The organism is Methanopyrus kandleri AV19 (assembly GCF_000007185.1).
Lineage (GTDB): Archaea > JAADCQ01 > Methanopyri > Methanopyrales > Methanopyraceae > Methanopyrus > Methanopyrus kandleri.
This window is the reverse complement of sequence record NC_003551.1, coordinates 1,368,258-1,389,820: the sequence shown is the minus strand read 5'-3', so window position 1 is coordinate 1,389,820 and position 21,563 is coordinate 1,368,258. Positions and strand designations below refer to the sequence as shown.

The 21,563-nt window shown below is 65.5% G+C and carries 19 protein-coding genes; 7 read left to right on the top strand and 12 right to left on the bottom strand.

Going from position 1 to position 21,563, the window contains the following annotated elements:
- Positions 1 to 177: 177 nt before the first annotated feature.
- Both MK_RS07295 and MK_RS07290 read right to left on the bottom strand, forming a co-directional pair.
- Positions 178 to 2,001, bottom strand: coding sequence for a 6-pyruvoyl-tetrahydropterin synthase-related protein (locus MK_RS07295; RefSeq protein WP_148679794.1), 1,824 nt, complete (start codon positions 1,999 to 2,001; stop codon positions 178 to 180).
- Entirely contained in the window at positions 2,001 to 2,297 is a 297-nt protein-coding gene (locus tag MK_RS07290) for a hypothetical protein (protein ID WP_148679793.1), read from the bottom strand. The genes MK_RS07295 and MK_RS07290 overlap by 1 nt, the downstream gene beginning before the upstream one ends.
- A 1,078-nt stretch (positions 2,298 to 3,375) precedes the next feature.
- Between MK_RS07290 and nth the strand changes: the two genes are divergently transcribed.
- The gene (gene nth / locus MK_RS07285; RefSeq protein WP_158295980.1) at positions 3,376 to 3,984 is read left to right on the top strand and encodes an endonuclease III domain-containing protein; all 609 of its coding nucleotides are present in this window, start codon (positions 3,376 to 3,378) and stop codon (positions 3,982 to 3,984) included.
- Between the two features lie 15 nt (positions 3,985 to 3,999).
- Here nth and MK_RS07280 read toward each other — a convergent pair whose 3' ends face one another.
- From MK_RS07280 to MK_RS07235, 10 genes are all read right to left on the bottom strand, one after another.
- A complete protein-coding gene (locus MK_RS07280) occupies positions 4,000 to 5,757 on the bottom strand; it encodes a metallophosphoesterase (RefSeq protein ID WP_011019729.1) in 1,758 nt (585 codons plus the stop codon).
- Between the two features lie 883 nt (positions 5,758 to 6,640).
- Positions 6,641 to 6,916 (bottom strand): hypothetical protein, encoded by a 276-nt coding sequence (locus tag MK_RS07275; protein ID WP_148679790.1) that lies wholly within the window; start codon positions 6,914 to 6,916, stop codon positions 6,641 to 6,643.
- Positions 6,916 to 7,362: a hypothetical protein gene (locus MK_RS07270; RefSeq protein ID WP_148679789.1), complete on the bottom strand. Its 447-nt coding sequence runs from the start codon at positions 7,360 to 7,362 to the stop codon at positions 6,916 to 6,918. Before MK_RS07270 ends, MK_RS07275 begins: the two co-directional genes overlap by 1 nt.
- Positions 7,363 to 8,134: 772 nt before the next feature.
- Positions 8,135 to 8,752 carry a LysE family translocator gene (locus tag MK_RS07260; protein ID WP_011019726.1) on the bottom strand — a complete coding sequence of 206 codons (618 nt, stop codon included), beginning with the start codon at positions 8,750 to 8,752 and terminating at the stop codon, positions 8,135 to 8,137.
- A gap of 206 nt (positions 8,753 to 8,958) precedes the next feature.
- The gene (locus MK_RS09165) at positions 8,959 to 9,363 is read right to left on the bottom strand and encodes a hypothetical protein (protein WP_158295979.1); all 405 of its coding nucleotides are present in this window, start codon (positions 9,361 to 9,363) and stop codon (positions 8,959 to 8,961) included.
- A gap of 131 nt (positions 9,364 to 9,494) precedes the next feature.
- Positions 9,495 to 9,674, bottom strand: coding sequence for a hypothetical protein (locus MK_RS07255; RefSeq protein ID WP_158295978.1), 180 nt, complete (start codon positions 9,672 to 9,674; stop codon positions 9,495 to 9,497).
- A 146-nt stretch (positions 9,675 to 9,820) separates the two neighbouring features.
- Complete coding sequence (locus MK_RS07250) at positions 9,821 to 10,750, bottom strand: hypothetical protein (RefSeq protein ID WP_011019724.1); 930 nt, start codon at positions 10,748 to 10,750, stop codon at positions 9,821 to 9,823.
- A gap of 182 nt (positions 10,751 to 10,932) precedes the next feature.
- Positions 10,933 to 11,769, bottom strand: coding sequence for a hypothetical protein (locus MK_RS07245; protein ID WP_011019723.1), 837 nt, complete (start codon positions 11,767 to 11,769; stop codon positions 10,933 to 10,935).
- A gap of 338 nt (positions 11,770 to 12,107) precedes the next feature.
- Positions 12,108 to 13,025 (bottom strand): hypothetical protein, encoded by a 918-nt coding sequence (locus MK_RS09160; protein WP_011019722.1) that lies wholly within the window; start codon positions 13,023 to 13,025, stop codon positions 12,108 to 12,110.
- A 693-nt stretch (positions 13,026 to 13,718) separates the two neighbouring features.
- A complete protein-coding gene (locus MK_RS07235; protein WP_011019720.1) occupies positions 13,719 to 14,333 on the bottom strand; it encodes a hypothetical protein in 615 nt (204 codons plus the stop codon).
- Between the two features lie 205 nt (positions 14,334 to 14,538).
- On the opposite strand from MK_RS07235, the gene MK_RS07230 reads away from it, so the two are divergent.
- From MK_RS07230 to MK_RS07210, 6 genes are all read left to right on the top strand, one after another.
- The gene (locus tag MK_RS07230) at positions 14,539 to 18,054 is read left to right on the top strand and encodes a cobaltochelatase subunit CobN (RefSeq protein ID WP_158295977.1); all 3,516 of its coding nucleotides are present in this window, start codon (positions 14,539 to 14,541) and stop codon (positions 18,052 to 18,054) included.
- Positions 18,055 to 18,199: 145 nt separating this feature from the next.
- On the top strand, positions 18,200 to 18,346 hold the full coding sequence (locus MK_RS09155) for a hypothetical protein (protein ID WP_158295976.1): 147 nt from the start codon (positions 18,200 to 18,202) through the stop codon (positions 18,344 to 18,346).
- On the top strand, positions 18,343 to 19,092 hold the full coding sequence (locus MK_RS07225; RefSeq protein ID WP_011019718.1) for a transglutaminase-like domain-containing protein: 750 nt from the start codon (positions 18,343 to 18,345) through the stop codon (positions 19,090 to 19,092). Before MK_RS09155 ends, MK_RS07225 begins: the two co-directional genes overlap by 4 nt.
- Before the next feature lie 139 nt (positions 19,093 to 19,231).
- On the top strand, positions 19,232 to 19,963 hold the full coding sequence (locus tag MK_RS07220) for a hypothetical protein (RefSeq protein ID WP_011019717.1): 732 nt from the start codon (positions 19,232 to 19,234) through the stop codon (positions 19,961 to 19,963).
- Positions 19,956 to 20,699 (top strand): hypothetical protein, encoded by a 744-nt coding sequence (locus tag MK_RS07215; protein WP_011019716.1) that lies wholly within the window; start codon positions 19,956 to 19,958, stop codon positions 20,697 to 20,699. Before MK_RS07220 ends, MK_RS07215 begins: the two co-directional genes overlap by 8 nt.
- Positions 20,700 to 20,732: 33 nt before the next feature.
- Complete coding sequence (locus MK_RS07210; RefSeq protein ID WP_148679786.1) at positions 20,733 to 21,551, top strand: hypothetical protein; 819 nt, start codon at positions 20,733 to 20,735, stop codon at positions 21,549 to 21,551.
- Positions 21,552 to 21,563 lie beyond the last annotated feature (12 nt).

Genomic DNA, 21,563 nt, shown 5'->3' with positions numbered 1-21,563 from the left:
CGACTCCAGGAGAACGGGCCGAGAGGCGATCCACGGTCCAGACTCCATCGCCGTGGATCTTTACCTCGAAGAGCTATTCCGGAGGTTGGAGACTCCAGTAGGCCGGCCGGAACCTTCCGACGTCGTCCGACGGACCGCGACGCCCCGGCTTCTGCTCCACCACGATCCTCCGTTGTGTTAATCGGACTCTGGACGCTGTCCCGGTATTACGGACAGGACGGCATCCGGCCGTGCCCGAAGCGCCAGAGCCAGCGCGCCCAGTGCGAACCCTACCGCGCCCAGCGCGTACAGTCGGGTCGGGTAGGCGAAGTACAGGATCACCCGTTCGGAGTGCGTTCGGACGATCATCGTCCCGCCCGGACCCACGAGGATCCTCCCGCCGCTGGCGTGCCACGCGGGGAAGTGCTTCACCTTGACCAGAGCCCACTGGTATCCCGAAGGGATCACCTCGACGCGGGCGGAGCGGGGATCGAACCGACAGGGAATCGGGTGGAGTCCCGACCCGAACCCGTCCAGTATCCGGGAGTACAGACGTCGTTCATGCGGACCCGGCAGCGGCGGGATCTTGCCTAAATCCTTCCCGACGTTGACGTACGTCGGATGCAGGCGTATCGCCACGACGGGCAGGTCCACGCCCACGACGCGGACCGTCCCCCGACCCACGCGCACGTCCCTGAACCACCCACCGCCCACCTGGTAGCCGGGGGGCACCTTCTCGGATCGCTTCGGCCCCTTCAGGATCAGCGTCGTGCGCAGCGATCGTGGTAGGATCGGTTTGGGGTACCTGGGCCGTAGTCGGAGTTCCGCGGGTTTCGGGTGCACGCCCAGTTCCCGGGAGACCTCGCGGGCGATCCGGTCGTCCCCGGCGGGTAGTACCAGTAACACCCGCTTGCCCTCGCGGGCCAACCGCACCGCCAGTCGGACGTCTTCCGGTGATTCGGGTCGGATCAGGACCTTCCGGAACGCGGAGAGTTCCCGCGGGTCCTCGACGACCGCGAAGATGTACCGGTAACCCCTCTTCGGGACGAGGTTCAGCGCGGTCGTGTACTCCTTCACGACCTCGCGGACCGACCTCGGATCGTAGACGCCGATCGGGTCCACCGCCTCCGCGCCCGCGATCCTCCGGTTCTCCAACACCCGTATCCACTTGGACTTGTACACGGGTGTCAAACCCGCCGCCATACCCGACTTCACGGTAGGGAATGACGACACGACCAGATACTCTATGTTACACAGTCGGCAGACCGTCCGCACGAACTCGGGATCGTACCACCAGAATCCTTCCCACTCCATCCGCTCCGTCAGCGCGTGGAAGTACGGATCTCCCTGGGCGAAGAACCCCTTCACACGCGGGCCCACCCACAGGGCGTTGTGGGGCTTCCCGTACCTCTTCGTCGCGAGGAGGAACTCCACCCTGACTATCGGGTCATGGGACCGATGCTCCTTCACCCAAGCTACGACGTCGGCCGAGCCCGGCACCGTCGGTAGTTCACAGGATAACGAGTCAGATAACGGCAGCGCCGCGGACGAGATGGAGAGTACCAGCAGCACCTTCGACGCTATCCGGACGTGTCGGGCTCGATCTCGGAGCATGTACGCGGCCGGGAGCGCAAGGAGCGGGGTGATTAGGACGCACGTGAACCGGTCCAGGAGGAGGTTCCGGCCGAAGGGTAGGTGCCGGGTCAGACCTAGCGCGTAGGCCGCGACCATCCCCCACGCCAGCGCCCAGCAGACCCCGGTGACCCGGGCCCAGGGCTCGCGGCGGGCCCTCCACAGGCCCAATCCCGCGAGCGCCAGCAGGAAGGCGCCGGGCGAGACTAAGTCGGGGAAGGGCAGGAGCAGCATCCGAAACAGCTCGTCGGGAGCCGGCGAGTCGATGAGCGTGGAAAGCCAGCGGGCGTACGGTAGGAAGAAGGCGTAGTGCGGTAGGGCGAGAGCCCAAGCCACGCCCACCGAGACTGCGTATCCGGGTCTCCTCTCGAACGCGCCCCAAAGTAGCATCACGAGACGAGCGAGGAGAAGGTGCCGCCCAAGGGATGAGAGTAGAGTGAGAGGGTTAGGAGGATCGGGGCCAGGATCCGACGGTCTCGCATCGCCAGGGCCAGCAGACCGAAGCCGAACGACAGCGTCATCGGGTAGGTGCCGCCCCACTCCCACTGCGGAAGCATCCCGGAAGCCGCGAGGACGGAGGCCGCGATCGCCCTATCCCGATCGAATCCTACGCTCTTGGCCAGCAGGTACACACTCGAGATGAACAGGACGGTCGCGATCGAGAGCTCTACCACGAAGGTGTACAACGGGCCTAGCAGCGTGGTGAGCGGTGCCGCTAGGTAGTAAGGGAGGAAGCAGTAAAAGGTGGTGTAAGGGAACCCCGTGTACCAGTAAATGGCAGAGATCCGGAGAAGCTCGTCCTGTCAGGATCTACCAGGCGTACCTGGGCCCGAATACGTGCGCGGGGGAGTCCCGAGGCAGCATCGGATGGACGATCACTGGAAAGACGGCGATCAGAGCGGCCAGGACGATCACCGTGACGTCCCTCACCTCCCCGACGCCCCCCCCCGGGGGTCTCGGAGGGGCCACCGCCCCGCTAGCGTCGGTTATTAACTTGATGATATCGTCGAAGTGGTTCCACGGGGTCGTTTCGGGATAGGTTCCGCGCCGTGGCCGTGGACGTGACCACTCCCCCACTGCAACCTCGGGGGCTCGGCGCACCGGGCACCTGGGCCCGGAGGTCCTCGAGGAGACCCTCGCCGAGGTCTCGGACCGGTACGGCCTGAAGTCCGGGGCTCGGGGGGTATCGTGACGGGAAAGTAGACCACAATGGGGACCGGAACGTCGGAGTCGCGTCCATTCGGGTCTGGGTGAGACTGGGGATATTCCCTTCCGGCGACGGGACTCCATGCGTCGTCGACGACGCACACGGAGGGTCGTCCCGACCACCTACCGATCAGCTCGTTGCCGATCGCGAAGAGGGAGGCGGTCCGGTTGGGGGTAAGGGCGTACCGCTTTCCGTGCCGTCGATTTCCCCGCAGCGGTTACCCCACGGTAGACACGTTCCCGAGCTCACGTCGGAGCGGCTTGACGGTCTGTCCGTGCTCACGATTTCGTACCGGGCCACGCGGTTGAACACGATCACGCCGTTATACCCTCGGGGGGTCGCCGGCGGCGCGGATCGCGTTCTTGGCGGCCTCTAGGAACGAGCCTCCAGGTCTCCGGGCCCTATGACCTCCGATTTCTCTAAAACTAATATGTTTCCGAATGAACGGTGGGTCGGTGCCCCTGGGTGTCCTCACCGGTTCGGCGATCCCCTGCCTCGTCATCCCGGAACCCTCATCCGGGTCTGGGCACGGAAAACCGTTCCGGGTGGCGACGCTCTTGGAGGCGCCGAGAATCGTCGAGCGGTGGCTCCGGGGGATGGAGGAGCGCGGGGAGTACGAACCGGCCTGGGGCGATAGGGAAGACGTCTACTCGGTCGCGCTCGCGGGTGTGTTACATCAACGTACCCGGAGGGAGCTAGCCGAGCCGGTGCTCAGGGAACTGCTGCGCCGGTACCCGGAACCCTCGGACCTCCTGAAGGCCCCGGAGGACGAGCTGAAGGAGTCGCTCGCGCGGATCGGTCTGGTGGAACGGAGGCTGAAGGCCGTCCTGGGGCTGGCCAGGCTGCTGTCGGAAGACCCGGAACCCTCGGGCGAGGATCTGCTCTCGGTGCCCGGGGTGGGCCCGTACACCGCGGACCTGGTGCGGGCGGTCGTGTACCGGGAGCGGGTCCTGCCCGTGGACGCGAACGTGCGTCGCGTGGTGAGACGGTCGACTGGGCGTCCCGTGGGAGATGTCGGCGCGGAGTGGGTGAGAGCCGCCCGGGATCCCAGGGACCTCGCGCTGGGTACTGTGGAACTGGGACGGAGGTGCTGCCGTCCGGAGCCGGAGTGTGAGGAGTGTCCGATCGCGGGCGTTTGCGCGGAGCAGGGAAGAGTACGTGGGTGAGAGCGCTTCAGACGGTTAGCCCGGCGCGGGGATCTCGAACCGGTCGACGCGCTCCCCGGTGGTGGCATCGTAGGCCTCGACGACGATCCGGTCGAACCGCACGTGGAAGAGGACGACCACGGCCGAGCGCGTGGTGAAGACCCGGACGCGGTCCTTCCACGGGCTGTCCGCGAGGGTGAACATGGGCGCGCCCGCGTTCCCGTCGATGATGACCCAGAGCGGCCTGAACCAGGGCTCGCGTCGGATGTCCCGACCCCGCCAGCCCTTCGGGTACATGGGGAAGTTCCTGTCGATGAGGTACCGCGCGTAGCAGTGGTCGTGCCCGCAGAGCAACGCCACGACCTTACGATGCCTCATGAGGACCTCGAGGAGACGGTTCAACCTGTCGACGTAGCCCTCGCCGACGGGTCGTCCGTTGACGACGGGACGGAGCCTGTTGCTCAGCTCCTGTGGCTCGGTTAACCGGTACGGGGGTAAGTGTGCCGCCACGAACACGTACCGGACGGTCGGATCCCGATCGAGCCTGTCGAGGGTCTCTTCGAGCCACCTCAACTGTCGATCCATCACGTACCCCAGGTACGGGCACTCGCCGGGACCCGTCCAGTCCCGGAGCATTCCCGAGTAGCAGTTGTTCAAGACGACCACGGCCACGCAGCCGTACTCGAACCAGTATACCGTGTCCCCGTAAGGCGGCAATCCCCTACCCTCCGAGACGCCCGCGGGACCCCGGCCTAACTCGGCGGGAGTCACGAACTCCCGGGAAAAGACCTCCTCGCCCGAGCATCGACCTCCGGATCCGACCACGGCCGCCTCGTGATTACCGTAGCCGACGTACACGGGCACCGAGGGTTCCCACGGGGCGACGGCCTGCTTCCAGTTCCAGTACTGGAGCCGAGCGTCCTCCGGGGTCGCGTGTCCGTAGATCAGGTCACCCGGAAAGACCAGGAACCGCGCCCCGTGCCGCGCGGCAAACATCATGATCGACCGGAGCGCCTCCACGTTGCAACCGTACGCGTCGGCGTCGCCACCGCCGGCGGACTCCTTGAGGTGTCTGCACCTCGAGTCGCTCGCGAACGCGAACGTGAAACCCGCGGCTCCGTCCGGTACCGCGGTCCTGAACTCCCGCTTCGCCAGCTCGAACCCGTTCCACCGCACGATCAGCTCGTACTCGGTGTCCGGGCGGAGGCCCGTCACTCGGAACTCGTGCACGGTCCGGGGTTTCCCGTCCTCCAGCCGAGTCACGATTCCTCCATCCGGTCTCCGGACGACGAGCTCCGTTCTCACGGGTTCTAGCGTCCGGTAGCGGATCACGCATCCGTCGGGGCGTGGACAGTACACGAACGGGCCGCAGATCACCGAACCGCGCAGAACCTGGAACCGACCGGTCCTCGGGTCCCGTCGGACCTGAACCTCGCCGTAGAAGATCGGGCGGCCTTCCGTGTTGATAACCTTGAAGATGAAAGTGTGAACCCCGGACCGGCCGATGTACGGTAGACCCTCGATCCAGACGTTCGCGATCCCGCCCTCCAGAGGGTCCCGGTACCGGTACACCGGGTATGGGTACCTGCCCGGTGCGGATGAGCCGTACACGACCTCGCCGTCCAAGGCGACCGGGAACTTGAGGACGATCCCGTCCCGCATGCCGTCGAACTCGACTTTCAGGAAGTCGTCAAGGGCGTAATGCGAGCTCGGGTTTACCGGGCGTGCGACGTGGATCGACAGTAGTAGCAGAATTCCGAGCACCGAAGGTGTGAGGACCACCGGGAGTCGCACCGTTCGGGCGACCCCCGGATCCATCGGGCGTTCCGGTCCTTCACGCACGACACCGATGGAAGCCTGCGGAGTACGTCGGGACGATCGGTGCTGTGCGAGGATCTCGCCGATGCGTCAGTGGATACGATGCATCGACCCGTGTCCTGACGCCAGACATTCACGTCTGGTACTTTATATTTTTCGTTGAGTGATCCGGGCGTGCCGTGGAATTGATGGGGGTAGAACCCGACGATCGGCGACGACTACGAACCTGAAACAGCCCCGAGTGGATCGCCTTCTCGTGATCACCGGGAAGCTTTTGAGAGTGAAGTTTTCTAAAGCATAGTTCCCGGCCGAGAGCGGCCGCATGAGTGGATGGGGGAACATCGTCGACCCTTGTTCCGTCAACCCCCGTCGTGATGTCGGCGTTCCGTACCCGACGGTAGCGTGATCTCCCACGCCGCGATCCCTAGCCGTGAGAACCGTCGGACGCCCACGTCTTGACGGCGAATTCGGCTAGCTCATGCACTGCCGACGTCCGCGCGTGATGGGAGACGCGGAAACGTTTTTCCGATACAGATACATTCGGGATCAGGTCCCGCGGTGCGCCGAACTCGGTAAGGGAGAGCCCACAGGCGCGACGCGGCCGACCCCGGGCGACGTCGGGTGATGAGGGTGGCGGACGCCCGAGCCGGATGAGGAGTAACCCCGGTGCTGATCCCTTTCATCCTCCCGATCGGCTCGTCGATGGGACCCCACGCGGTGCCGTCGGAGAGCCTCCCCCTCACGGGGTCGGAGCGGTGGGGGACGCTGGGTCATCACCCGCTCGTTCCGGGGAAAGGAGAACCGTGGGAGGCCAGTACCACTCCACCGTCCGGCCTCGGCCGGTGTCGGAGTGGCGGGCTCAGCTCATCGTCACCCACAGACCCCAGTCTAGGGCCCAGATCCCGGTGACCAGCGGGACCGCCAGTATCGCCAGCGACAGGGCCAGGACGGGTACGGGGACATCCCGAAGGGCGTTCCGGGCCAGCACGACCGCCGCGAGCACGAGCATCACGTACGCCGCCAGCAGGGTCCAGAGGCCGTAAACTCCCCATACCTTAAAGGCGTGGAGACAGTCCTGTAGGCCCCCGCCCGCGAGCATGGCGTTCGAGAAGTCCTCGACGGCGTAATTCGTCATCACCGCCTCGGGTAGGACACCGAGACGGCGGCGAGAACGGACGTTAGAAGCGCGTACCTCCAGGTCCTCTTCAAAACGCCCAGACAGTACAGTGCGACGAGTCCGAGCCCCCCGAGGAGAAGTACCACGAAAGCCTTCATGAGGTACGGAGGGACCATCCTGTGGTAAAGCCAGACCTTCCAGTATACGAGCGACAGTAATTCGCGCTCCCGCCGTTCGCGCTCTTCACGCTCCCGCTCCGGGTAGTATCCCCAGTTCTTGATCTTCACCCGGGGGAGCCTCTCTGACTTCGAAGTCCTGCCGATCCGGGGGAACTTGATCCCCACTCTTCCGCCGCCCCTCCCTACCTTGGCCAGGAGGACCTCGGGATGCCCGAGGACGGGCCCGAGCCACTCGCCCGGATCCTCCGGTACGGACAGCATCGCCAGGACCAGGGATTCCCACAACCTCATCGACCCCCCAGTCGCCGGGGGATCGGCGGAGGGCCGCGCAGGTGCGTTTTCGAGGACGTAACCCTTACCGTTTCGGAGAGGTGACCGCCGACGGTGGACGCTAACTCGCACGGTACTGGCTTCACAGGGAGGCGCCGACAGCGTCGTCGATGACGCTCCGGGGTGCCTCACGGATCCTCGGGCGGTCGGTGTGCGCCCCGTCGCGGTCCGAGCGCGTTCACACGCCGGCGCGACGACCGAGCAGACGATCTCCTTTTACCGGATGTTTCCGTGGACTCCGTCGGGGTTTCGTACGGCTGCGGTTGCGACGGCGGGAACCGACGTACCAGGTGTCGTTGGACGGTCTGCGCGAATCAACGTCCGCCCTCGTGATACCACCGACCCGATCTCGGAGGGTGTACGCTCTCGACCGTGTGCTTGAGCGACCTCACTCCGTCCTCGGAGAACGGGTGGGTTCGTACGGACAGCTGGAGGGCCGTTCGAGCCAGTCGCTGACACGGATCATGGAGACCCAGAATGAGATCAGGCAGGACCCTCCCAGCGAGTAGGTGAGCGGGAACCCGAAGACGGTCATCTGCACGGAGAAGGTGCCGTCTCCGAGCCGGGCGGAGCCCTACCTACGGTCCGGCGGAATGTCGGGTTCGCGTTGAGTGGAGTGGACCGGCGCGTTCCCCTCACACGGTCGGTGCCGCGTCGAATGAGGTCCGATCGAGTACAGCTCGAGGCCGGACGGGAGCCGCCGGGGGTAGAGGGCGAGCGTCATCGCTCAGGAGGGCATGTCACGCAGCGAGACGTAGGCCAGGTAGGCGGCCGCCCCGAGTAGCAGGACCCCGGACAACCGCCTCGCCCCGCCCACCCGCTCGGCGGGCGTCAGCGAGAGCGCGCGGTGAACGGCCACCGCTATCCCGGCCTGGGTGCTCACGATCCCGAGGAAGAAGCCCACGGGGAACGCCACCATCTCCGGGAGCGAGCGTGCCGAACCCATCATCGAGCTCCCCACGGTGAGCCAGAACACGTAGGGGTGTGGGTTCAGCAGGTTGACGACCACGGCGCGCCGCAGCGAGGACCCGGCGCCCTCCGACCGCGCGGGTTCGGCCGAGTCCGCCTCCCTGATCAGCGACAGCCCCATGTAGGCCAGGACGGCGGACCCCGCGAGTCCGAGGTACCGGAGGACCCAGCCGGGGAGCCGCGCGGCCGCCAACCCCGCGGCCGTGACCAGCGGACCGTCCGTGATCACGGGGACCACGGCCACCGCCAGCCCGGCCCGCAGGCCGTTCCCGAGCGTCTCCGCCACGATGAGCGCCTGCAGCGGACCCGGGGCCAGCCCGCCGCTCACGCCCAGCGCGGCGCCTACCGCCAGCATCTCGGACGCGGTGTGGTGCACGGGACACTCCCCTCCTCGGGCGTTCCGTGCGGTTACCATCCGCGATCGGTGTGAGGGACCGGGGGCCTCGCGGGAGCGCTAAACGTTGTCCGCCTCGGTGGACGACGACACCCCCGTTGACACCCCCCGCGGGTACCGCCGGATCGAACTCCCGGGTTCGACCTTCGGGCGGGTGCGGAGACCGCCGGCACGGGACCGGATCACCCTCAACTCACCACCCACAGGCCCCACCACAGCGCCCAGATCCCCGTGGCCAACGGGACCGCCAGCATCGGGAGGGTCCTGACGTCGGGTTCCTTCCGGGTGAGCGCGATAATCAGGGGGACGAGCGCGACGTACATCGCTAACAGCATCCCCATCCCGTAGACCGCCCACGCCCGGAAGGCGCCGAGCGCCGCCGGGAGGCCCCCGCCTCTGAGCACGGCCTCCGAGAACGCCGAAACGGCCCTGTTTGCCACTACCATCTCGCCGAAGATAGCGAGAAAGGCGCCGCCGGAGGTCAGGTAGAGGCTCCTCTCGAACCAGGTTTCCCTGAGCAGCTCCAGGTCGTCCGTCAGGAAGTCCAGGGCGAAGATCACGATCGCGAGCGCGAAGGAGGCGTACAGTAGCACGCCTTCGGCGACCGTCCGGTAGTAAAGCCGGACCTTCCAGTAGAGGAGCAGCAGTCGTTTGCGTTCCCGCTTCGAGTAACGCTTTCGGACCTTGAACTTCTTGAGCGCCCGGAGGAACTTCCCCGGGGACCTCAGGACCTTACCGGCCCGGGAGAGCTTGGCACCGGCGCCACCCCTGCCCCCTCCACCGCCGCGACCTCCACCGCCCCTCCCTTGGCCAGGAGGACCTCGGGGTGCTCGACGACCCGCTCGAGGACCTCTCCCGGGTCCCCCGGCACGGACAACGCGGCCAGAACCAGGGCCTCCAGCAATCACACGGCCCCCGTAGGAGGGCCGCGGGTGAGGGCCATGCCGGTACGCTTTCGGAAACATAACTCTCCCCATCCCGGGGAAGTGATCGCCGGGCGTGGACGCCGGCGGCCGGTCCTCCGGCGCCCCGACCCCACGGGTTCCGGCCTCAACTCAGGACCCACAGACCCCATCGCAGGGCCCACGTCCCCGTGACCAGCGGGAGGATCAACAACAGCGCCTCGAGCGCGCGGGTGACCCTCGATACCGAGGTCCTGAAGGACTCGGGAATGCAACTCGGCGGATCCGACTTCTCGGGACGACGCCCCAGCCGACGGCGGACTTCCTCCCTCAGGCGTTCCGTCCTCCGCCTCTCCCACGTCCTCGCCACCGCCGAGGCCGCGATCGCGACGCACAGCGCGGCGTACGCGGCCAGCAGGTACTCCATCCCCAGGACACCGTACCACCGGAAGGCGTCGAGGGCCGCCCGGAACCCCTCCCCCCTGAGCACGGCGTCGGCGAAGGCCTCGACGGCCCACGTCGAGAAGATGCCTTCGACGCCGACGACTAGGAAGCCGAGCAACGAGGTCAGGAAGAGCCTGTAGGTGACGTCGTCACAGAGCCTGGACAGCTCGTAGTCGCACCGATGTCGCCACTCCCGGGTACGACGGAACCTGCGGCCGTACTTCCTCTCCCACGCTTTCCTCAACAGGCGATCGGAGAGGAAGTCCAGTACGGGTGGCACGACGAAGAACGAGATGAAGCCGCTGAGTATCAGCGCGGTTGGCACGATCCGGTCGTAGATCCGGACCTTCCAGTAGAGGAGTAGCAACCGTCTGCGTTCGCGCTCGGGACGGTGCTTCCGACGTTTTAACCTCTTCAGCACCCGGTAGAACTTCTTCGGAGACTTCAGGACCTTACCGGCCCGGGAGAGCTTGACGCCGGCGCCGCCCCTACCCCCTCCACCTCTGCCTCCTGCCACGCCCCCGCGTCCTCCTCCCACCGCGGACAGTATCTCCGGATGCTCCAGAAGGGCGTGTCCGAGGTGCTCACCCGGATCCCCAGGGAAGACGAGCAGGACCAGGGTCAGGGGCTCCATCCTGCCGAACCCCCGACCCCGGGTGGTACCGTACGCCGTCCGATCACCGGCGGTGCGGTCGCGCCGTGGCCGGTCATGGGTTTTTGGAACGATAATATATCGGCGCGGCCGCCGTCCCTCCCGGGCCTAGGTCGATGGAAGAGGCCCGAGTGCCCCCCGTGACGCCGGACATCGCGTGGCCGTCACGGTGACGCCCGGTCCTTCGAGAGTTTCAGGTTCAGCCTCACGAGCAGGTAGATGACGATCAGCACGGAGGTGAAGCCTAAGAGCTGCGGCACCACGTCCGCGTACCTGCCCGTGACCCACATCCCCCACACTAGCGCCCGGAACCCCGCGACGAGCGGTAGGATCAGGATCGAGGCCTGAACCAGCGTCCTGACGTCGAGCTCCCTCGATGTCCGTCGCACGATCCAAAGCGCGACCGCCGCGTACGCGATCAGGGAGTAACCGAGGGTCAGGACGGCACCGCCGTAGAAGGCGTCGAGGGCGGCCTCCGGGCTCTCGCCCGCGAGTACGGCGTCCGCGAAGTCCTCCACCGCCGTCAGCACGATCTCGCAGAACGCGATCAGCGCGACGATGTCGACGATAATAGATATCCCGGCGAGGCGGAAGAGGTTCGCCACCGAATCCTCCCCGGCGGCCTTCACCGCGAGGCACACCATGAAGAACGTGACGAGGAGCGCGACGAGGAGTCGCACCAGCTCGTCGAACACGGTCCGGTAGTAGAGTCGGACCCTTCGGTATAGGGACAGCAATCGCTCACGTTTCCGCTCCGGGTAGCGCTTCCGGAGCTCGGATCCCTTCCGCGTTCCGGGGGACCTCCCCGAGAGGATCTCACCGACCCGGGAGAGCTTGGCGTCGACCCTCTGGACCCGCTTCCTCCTGCCCGTCCACCGCTCCCCGTCGTGTCCCTTCCTCCCCATGGCGGGGAACACCTCGGGGTGCTCGAGGACGGGTCCGAGGACATCCCCCGGGTCCCCGGGGAGGGCGAGCAGCGTCAGCGTCAGGGGCTCCAGCAACTCGTCGATCCCCCGGGGCACGGGATCGGCGGAGGGCCGCGGGGGTGCGCCTCCGGAAAACACGACGTTTCTCATTTTGGGCGAGTGGTCACCGGCATGGACGCCACCGCTCTCACCGTTACGGTCGGGTGCCGTGGCGTGTTCCGGTCGTGCACATCCGTTTCGGAGTCATCCCGGGGGAATTCCGTTCACCGGTAGTGGCGAAACGATCGTCGGCCGGGCGTTTCGCCCACGAGGTTTCGTGGACGACCTCTACCGCCGAGTGGGGATCGCGGTCGTGTCGGCGGGAAACGTTAGGCGATCAATAACGGTTCCGCAGGGGACGTCGAGGTCCGGCCTCAGCTCAAGACCCACAGACCCCATCGCAGGGCCCACGCCCCCGTGATCACCGGCAGGATCGACACCGGCACCGTCAGTGTCCGGAGTGTCCTCCAAGCCCGTCTCCGGTAGGGTCTGGGTAAGCAGGCTCGGAAGATGGGGCAGTACCGTCGGTGCTTCGGGTCCCTCGTCCGCACCAGGTGGAGCGCGATCACGACGGACGTCGCCACGTACACGGCCAGCAGTGCCTCCATCCCCAGGACGGCCCAGTCGTAGAAGGCGCTCAGGGGTTCTCCTCCCTCCACCACGGCGTCGGCGAAGGCGTAGGCGGCCTGGTACGAGAGCTCGCCCTCGGCCACGACGGTCAGGAGGCTGAGCGCCGAGATCGCCCAGAGCCTCCCCGCGATCCTCTCGTTGAACCTCCGAACCTCGTCGAGGTACCTGAGGTACCAGAGTGGATCTCCGCCCCGGAACCTGGGTCCGTACCTCCTCTCCCACACCCGGTTCAGCGCGCGTCTGAGGGGCAGGAAGACGGTGAAGGGGGTGGAGAGGAGCGCCACGATACCGCCGATCGTCAGGGTCGGCGGTACGGTCGAGTAGTACACCCGGACCTTCCCGTAGAGGCGCAGTAGTCGCCGGCGTTCGCGCTCGGAGTGACGCGACGGACAGCACTTCAGGTTCGATCTGGGCCTCCTGAGCTCCCGGAGGAACTTCCCTCGCGACTCGAGGATCTCACCCGCGCGGGGGGACAGTTTCGCACCGGCTCCGCCACCTCTACCACCGCCCCTACCTCCGAAGCCACCTCCACGGCCCCCGGCGGCCCCTCCCCGTCCCCCTCCCGCCGCGAGCAGTACCTTCGGGTTCTCGAGGACGTGTTCGAGGAACCTCCCCGGATCTTCCGGCACCGTCAACACCGTCAAAGCCAGGATCTCGAGCAACCTCACCCCGCCCTCGGGGGGCGTCCCCGGTACGTTTCGAAAGGGGCGACGTCCCCTCGGATGACCCTGAGTACTGACTGATGGCGTCGCCGAGCCGCCAGGATCGGTGTTCGTCCCGCCGTTCGGACCGATCGCGGTCCCCTTCCGATCCACCGTGCAGCCGGGACAGCGACCGTCGGAGGAGGTCGCCTACCGTCCCCGCGATCGAGCCGGCCAGTCCGGTCGCCTCGGCGGCCTCCCGGGTGACCTTCCAACCCTTACCCACCTCGCGGACGAACTCGTCCAGGGCTGGCGATTCGCGGGCTTGGCGTATGATCTCCTCCCACAGGTAGTCCACGATACCCGCGAACGCCGCCTGATCCTCCTCCAGCGTCCGGTGCAGCTCCCGGAAGACCTTGCGGGGCCACCTCCACAGCGCCCGGTACATGGTCTCGTAGGCCCGGTTCGGGTCATCGCGCACCGAGGTCAGACCCCGGAGGTACTTCTCCTCGTCGAAAGGCGGTCGGATCCCGAGGGACTCGACGGCGCGGTTGGTGACCTCGACCTCCCCGTCGCCGAGCCGCGTCCCCAGCGCGGCGGCGATCCCGACGGAGAGCGTCTGCAGCGCGGAGCCGAAGGCGGTCAACCCCTCGGCCTTGGCCCGCGCCCTGCGGTCCGTGGAGATCCGGGAGGCCAGGTGCAGGAACCCGGCCCCTACTCGGAAACCCTTCTCAGCCGTCTCTCGCAAGCCCGTACCCCCTCGAGTAGGGCTTCAGCGGCCTCCAGGTCCCGCGGGTCGGCGCGACGTCCCCGCAACCAGTCCAGGACGTCCCTGACGGCCACGTAGACCCAGTAGGTCAACACCGTCAGGATGGCGGGCACCACCATGAGCCGGAACCAGTGATGGGAGCTCAGGGCCAGCTCGAGGGATTCCCAACCTCCCGTGACGGCCACGACCAGCAGCGCGAAGCCGCCGGCCAGGTTGACCACGGCCACGGCGCTCCCGAGGGTGAGCTTCAACCCCTCCGTCGCCAGTCTCAGGATCGAGAGCGAGCACGTGGACATCATCAGGGCGAGCGTCAGCAGTTCCCGGGGACCGAGCTCAAGACCCCGTTGGATGTGCAAGATCAGCGGTAAGGCCGAGAACGTCAGGGCCACGGTCAGGAAGTACGCCACCACCCTGCCCAGTATCCCGCCGATGCGGATCGCCACGACCGTCGGGACGGTGGCGATGACCGCCGTGATCACGAGGATACCGACTTCGGGTGGTGGTTCCAGGCCGGAGAGAGCGTCGAAGGTCGACTCTGTTATCAGGGTCGACGCCGTCATCCCGGTCGTCACCCCGCCCGCCGTCCTATAACACGTTGCGCAATGTAAAGTTACGGGTTCCGCGGCGGGCGGACCCCGGACGCACGGGCCGAGGGTTCAGGGTGGAACAACCTCAACCCGGTCGGAGTTACGTTTTCTCACTCTCCCGGTGGGCTGGTGTGAAAACGTTATGACCGCCTACCGTGTGCGTGCCCAGGGGCCGCGCGTGGTCAGGGCCGTGGTCGTGGTCGGTCACCAACCGTACTCGCTCAGCGTCGCGAAGGCCGCGGAGCGTCTGAAGGGTGAGATCGACGTCGAGATGTTCTACATGTGGGATCTACGTGAGCGGCCCGAGGAGTTCGAGGAGGCGATGCGGAGGGCGGACTTCGCGGTCCTGAACGTGATGGACTCCGCCACGGCGGAGGCCGTCGACCTGGACGCGATCGCGGAGGAGACGCCCTTCGTGGCCGTCCACTCCTGCTTCGAGGTCATGCGGGCCTCGTTCAAGAGCCTGGGGCTCGAGAAGAGCCGCCTCTTCCGGTTCTTCGGGCGGATGATGGAACGCCGCAAGGACAACCTCTCCGGGGTCCGGATGGACGAGGCGTTGGAGCGCGGGGCCAAGTTCGCGGAAAGGATGGGCTGGTTCGGCGCGCTCAAGAAGCTGAAGATCGCGATGCGGGCGTTCCGGTACTGGGACTACGGCGGCGCGGACAACGTCGAGAACATGCTCCTGTACCTGGCCGGGGAGCTCGCGGGCGCGGACTTGCGGGAGCCCGACCCGCCCGAAGAGGTCCCGGGCCGCGCGCTGTACGACCCGGAGGAGGGCCTCATCGACGTGGACTTCCTGCGGGAGCTCCGTGAGGAGTACGGGACGCTCGTCCCGGTCACGTTCTACAAGTTCTTCTACACGAACGGGAACACGGAGCACGTGGACGCGGTCATCGAGGCGCTCCGGGAGCGCGGCGTCGGCGCGGTGGGGGCCTACTGCTCGATCGACGCCTACGGGACCCTGACGCGGTTCTTCGGGGACGAGCGCCCGGACGCGGTGGTCGCCCTGACCTGCTTCAGGATCGTCGGCGGCCCGATGGGCGGCGAGGTCGAGCGGGGGATCGAGCTGCTCCGGCGCTGGGACGTCCCGTACTTCGTGGCCCCGCAGGTTTGGTACCTGGACCGCGAGGAGTGGGAGGAGAACGAGTTCGGGATGGACCCGCTGAGCCTGCTCATCAACGTGTCCCTGCCGGAGCTGGACTCGGCGATCTTCCTACCGCCAGTGGCCTGTCAGTCGGAGGTCGGCCGCTTCGAGGACGTCCCCTTGCACGCGATGGAGCCGATCCGGGAGAACGTGGACCGCGCGGCGGAGCTCGTGTACAGGTGGCTGGAGCTGCGGCGGCGCGGCCCGAGGAGGGTGGCGATCGTCCTGTTCAACTACCCGCCGGGTGAGGAGAACGTGGGCGAGGCCGCGTACCTGGACACGTTCTCGAGCCTGCGGAACGTGCTGGAGCTGTTGAGGGACGGGCTGGACCTCGAGGTGGACCTCGACCGGGTCACGGACGACGTGCTCAGGCGGCTGGGTAACCCGGACTTGCGGCACCGACGACCCGAGGACGTGCCCGCGGCGGACGAGGTCCCGCTCGACCGGTACCGGGAGTGGTTCGAGGAGCTCCCGGAGGGGTCCCGGGAGCGCGTGCTCGAGGCCTGGGGTGAACCGGAGGAGGACCCCCTGCTCGTGGACGGGGCGTTCCCGATCTTCGGGCTCGACCTGGGCGACGTGTTCGTGGGCTTCCAGCCGACGCGGGGCCTCCACGAGTCGGAGGAGTCATACCACGAGGACACGCCGCCCACGCACTACTACGTCTGCTTCTACGAGTGGCTGCGGCGCGAGTGGGGCGCGGACGTTGTCCTGCACTTCGGTACGCACGGGACCCTGGAGTTCCTGCCGGGCAAGGAGAAGGCGCTCTCCGAGGCGTGCTTCCCGGATCTCCTCATCACGCCGATCCCGCACGTGTACCTGTACAACGTGAACAACCCGTCCGAGGCCGCGATCGCCAAGCACCGGACGTACGCGTACATGGTCTCGCACCTGCACCCGCCGCTCGCCGACCCGGAGCTGAAGGGTTACCGGGAGCTCCTGCGGCTTTGCGAGGCCGTCCGGGAGGGCCGGGAGGACGTCGAGGAGCTCCGCGAGATCGCCAAGGCGGCCGGGATCCGGGTCGAGGTCGAGGACGACGACGCGTACGTGGGCGCGGTGGAATCGATGGTCCGCCGGGCGCTGAGGGACCGGATCCCGTGCGGGCTCCACGTGGTCGGGGCGGACCCGGACCCCGAGCTGGTCGCCGAGACGGCCGTGAGCTACGCCGAGTCGAGGGACCTGCTGGACGCCGACCGGGAGGAGGCCGTCGAGGTCGTGCGGGAGTACGTCGAGGAGGGGGAGGACCGGCTGTCGGAGGTCTTCGCCGACCCGGACGCCGTCAGGGAGCTCGTCGACGGGCTGATCGAGTCCTACGACCGCGAGACCGAGTCCCTCCTGCGCACGCTGCGCGGGGACTACCTCGAGCCGTCCCCGGGAGGGGAGATCGAGCGGAACCCCGAGGTCGTACCCACCGGTCGCAACCTGACCGCTCTGAACCCCAGGCGGATCCCGACCCCCGAGGCCGAGGAGCGCGCCCGGAAGGCGGTGAGGGAGCTCCTGGAGCGCTACCGTGAGGAGCACGGCGAGTACCCGGAGACGGTGGGGCTCGTCCTCTGGGCCTTCGAGACGATGCAGACGGGCGGCGAGACCGTGGCGATGATCTTCGAGCTGCTCGGGGTCAGGCCGGTGCGGGACGACGCGGGCAACGTCATCGACGTCGAGCCGGTGCCGGCGGAGGAGCTGGACCGGCCCAGGGTGGACGTGGTCGTGACGATGTGCGGGATCTTCCGGGACACGTTCCCGAACGTGGTGGAGCTGATCGACCGCGCGGTCCGGAAGGTGGCGGAGCTCGACGAGCCCGAGGACGTCAACCCGGTGAGGAAGCACGTCCGGGAGCTGCGGGAGGAGGGGCACGGGCGGCCCGAGTCCCGCGTGTTCGGGCCCAGGCCCGACCTCTACGCCGCCGACAACATGCGTTCCAAGGTCGAGTCCTCGGACTGGGACGACGAGTCCGAGCTGATCGACGCGTACCTGAACGACATGGGCTACGTCTACGGAGAGGGGGTCCACGGCGAGGAGGCTCGCGGGCTCTTCGAGGCCGTGGCGGGCCGGCAGGACGCGACCGCGCAGGTGAGGTCCCACCGGTCGTACGACATCATCGACCTCGACCACTACTACGAGTTCCTCGGCGGGCTGACCGCGGCCGCTGAGGACGCCGAGACGTACGTGATCGACTCGTGCTCGGGTCGGGACCCCGAGGTCCACGACCTGGAGACCGTCGTCAGGTCGGGGGCGGTGTCCCGGCTGCTGAACGAGAAGTGGAAGCGCCACATGCTGAAGCACGGTTACGACGGGTGCCGGGAGATCGCGAAGCGGGTCGAGTACCTGGTCGGTCTCGCGGCGACGACGGACTCCGTGGAGGACTGGATCTGGGAGGGCGTGGCCCGCGAGTACCTCTTCGACGAGGAGACCCGGGAGCGCATGGAGGAGCTGAACCCGGCGGCGGTCCGCGAGATCGCCTCCAGGTTGCTGGAGGCGCACGAGCGGGGCTACTGGGACGCCGACGAGGAGACGATCGAGCGGATCAGGGAGATCCGGAGGAAGTTCGAGTGAGGCCGGGCCCGAGCCCGTCGCGGTCCTTCGACGCTACGCTCCGCTCGGAATCCGTTACGTTTTCATCTGTTGTGTTTTTGCTCGTTAGGTTTCAAAAAGAAAATCGTTACGTTTAAGAAGGTCACCGGGGTACCGGGGCGGTCGCATGGACTCGTTGAGGGTGACCGTCCTCCTCACGACCGCGCTGGTAGTGGCGATCACGGGAGCGGCTTGTGGCGACCTACCCCCATGGGCCGGTTGGGTCGCCAACCAACCTGATTACATCAAGAAGATTACATCAAGAAGTACGTGACGAGGAACAGTGAGGTCGTGGATTGGCTCCACTCGTCGAACGGACCCACCTGGCCGCTGAGCAACTGGGTCAAAGCCGTCAAGTACATCGTCTACGTAGCTCCGGAGCGTAAGGAGGATCCAACACCGCTGAAGGTAGTTCAGGTGGCCGAGTCGCCAAATACTCTCGACTGTTCCACGAAAGATGTTCCCTACTGGGGTGAAGTGACGTGGGGTAAAGTCAGCGAGAGGGATTTCGCAAACGCTGTACAGGCAATGAACGGGGGTACGCTCGAATCCCAACTGTTCAAGGCCGCGGTGAGAATCGCCTACTGGGTGGCTAGTAAGATCCCCGCGAGGGACTACAGCACGCCGGGCGACATGGATTGGACAGAGTTCACACCGTTGCAGGTGTTGAAGGAATACTGGCGTGGGTGGAACTGTGCTGGGCACGCTGTCCTGGCAGTAGCTCTGATGAGGGCGGCGATGATACCGGCGAAAGTCGTAGGTGGGCTATTGGCGGGCGAAGGACATGCTTGGGTTGCGTTCTATAACCAAGACTTCAGGTGGGTGCACGTGGATCCCACCGGCGACGCGGGCAACAGCTACATGCAACTCTATCTAGCGCCTCGCGTCATTACCGACGACGACGTCGAGGCGCACTCAGGATACTATTGTGACGACAACGCTACCACGATAGACGACATCGAGAGGGAGTGGATACCGGTAGCACCGATCGTGGTTGTCGCCGCACTAATGATATACTGATGCTAGCGGCAAGAAGAGGGGGTATCAGCGCCTGAACGCAGGCCCATCGCCCATTTTTACCCTCCTCATGTTTCTCATTATGTTTCTCATTCCGCTCAGTCCAGCATTCGCGCTTGACGACGTTATTGAAGGTAATACGGTGGCCGACTACCTCGAAGCGCTCTCCTGTCTGAAGTCCCACGACCTGGACCGATGTCGCCTCGTCGCCGACGACCTTCCCATTCACTATCTCACCTTGATCCCGAGTGCTGACCTCCTCACCGATAACCGCCCTCAAACGTTCCTCGAGAGGAACGAGCTGAGGGTCCAAACGTCGTTCGGCGAGTTCCACGTCGGCCTCCGAACCCCCGCCGTGGTCTCCGGTTGCCTGGAAAACGTCCTCCTGCGGCTCGGCGCCCCGGCCCCGGTGACGCTCCTGCGCGACGGTACGGCGGCGTTCGTGAGTCCGATCGGAGTGATCTTCGCGAGGCTGGACGGGAGAGTAGTTCCCGAGGCGGAGATTCGGTACGAAAAGTATTGGAGAAGTGCTTCGAACTTCTTCCGCGCGCCTTCGGCTGACTACTACGAGTACCGGTTTGACGCCCGCAGAGGCGTTGCGGAAGTCAGGTTTTACGACTTAGAACGTCGGATCGCGGTCACCGTTTCGTTGAACTTCAACGGTAAGAGCGCGACGTTCAGCGAGAGTGCGATAGATGAGACGACGCTGAGAGAGCTGAGGTCCCGGTTGAAACGCGTCTCTGAGGTTCAGGACGCCGTGCTGGTCAGGACACCGGACGGGACCGAGGTCGTATGGGTCGAGTTCGGCGTGCCCGGACCCCCTCCGGGGCTCACGTCTCGCGACGGCACTGAAGATCCTCAACACCATGCGTGAGATCACCGACAGTCCCCTCGCGTTCATTCCCGCGTTGTTGGGTCCCGTAGCCGGACTGTACGTGACGATCAACGGTCTGAGCGTCGAGATCAGGTGCCGACACCCGGCCGGATGGATGTACAACGATGCGGCGGTAATCCTGCCGGTGACAGCGTTCCGAGACCTGTTGTTCCCGCTGGTGTCCGTGGTGATCTTCAAGACGGCGATAGAGCGACTCAGACCGCTCGGACCGTTCGGATTGTTCGTAGCCCCGGTAATCGCGGCGGCGTGGGAGTGGGCGGCCGAGAGAGCCTTCGGTGCCGTACTGGACCGTTGGTACTCGAGGACCACCCTGGCCCCGCTCGTGGAGGAGCCGTTCAAACGGCTGGTGGCGATCGAGTTGGGAGTGCCGGGAGTAGTCTCCGGTCTGGCGTACGGTCTCTTGGAAGGCCTGTGGAAGAGCCGGACGTTGTGGGGGAGGAAGGACGTCGTCTCGCTGCTACGTTACATCGCGTTGAACTACGTATTCGTACACGCCCTGCTCACGGTCCTACCCCTACCCATAGCCATGGAGGTTCACTATCACCTCAACGCGTCGTGGTTCCCCGAGCCCGAAAAGGTACACCTCCTCGTGATTCAGATCTTCCGGGACCTGCTTACCGGAGACATACGTACTATGCTCAGCATGTCTTATTACACCATCCTTTCTCTCATGCTTGAGAGTACGTTCGGAATACCTGTAATGATGAAGATATGAACAAAGAGCGAAACGCGACGGGGGTGTGGTGGGTTGAGGTTAATGTGGCTTCTTATAGGGGTTCTACTGGTGTCTAATATCCCTGTTGGTGCGTCGCAAGTGGGGTTGGTTAGTGATTGTTTGCAGGTTGCGGGTAAGGTTAAAGATGGGGTGGTGCAAGCGTCTGGTAAGTGTGATAAATTGCTTAAACTAATGTCTGATTGTGAGAAGAAGGGGGCTGATTTATCGAGTATTAAGGGTAATGTAGAATTGTCGAAGAGGTATTTGGACGAGTCAGTACCAGTGTACGAATGGTCCATCAACACAGTACAAGACATCCTGAATACTCTTAATAAGTATAAGGATGATAAGGAGTTGGTAGTTGACGTGTTGGATGGCGATAATGGTATACTAATGGCACGATTCAGCTTGTACTACGCCCTGAGAGACTTAAACGATCTGAACAGGATGTTGGACGAGGCTATCAACGCTTGTAATGATTTCTTGAATGGTAGGATGGATAAGGGTGAATTTGAGGGTAAGATTAAGGGTATTTTAACCTCGGAGGCGGGTGTTATCGGGTTGTCTGCTAGTCTTAGGGAGACTGCGTATAATGTGGCTAAGATGGTGAATTCCGCGTGGGTGAGGTTGAAGTCTCACGAGAGGAAGCTTGAGAAGGCTCGTACTGTCGAGCGGGTTGGAAGGTTCCGGCTGAACCTCGCGACCCTTGGAGCGGTCGTGGGGCTCGCGCTCGCGGGTCTCTCGGTACTACAGCCGACCCTCCTCGGGACCCTGGGGACCTTCCTGAGCATATTAGCCCAGGTCGTCACGCTCGCGGTACAACTGGCCAGTCTAATCCCACTACCGACCTGAGAGGGGTGCCGG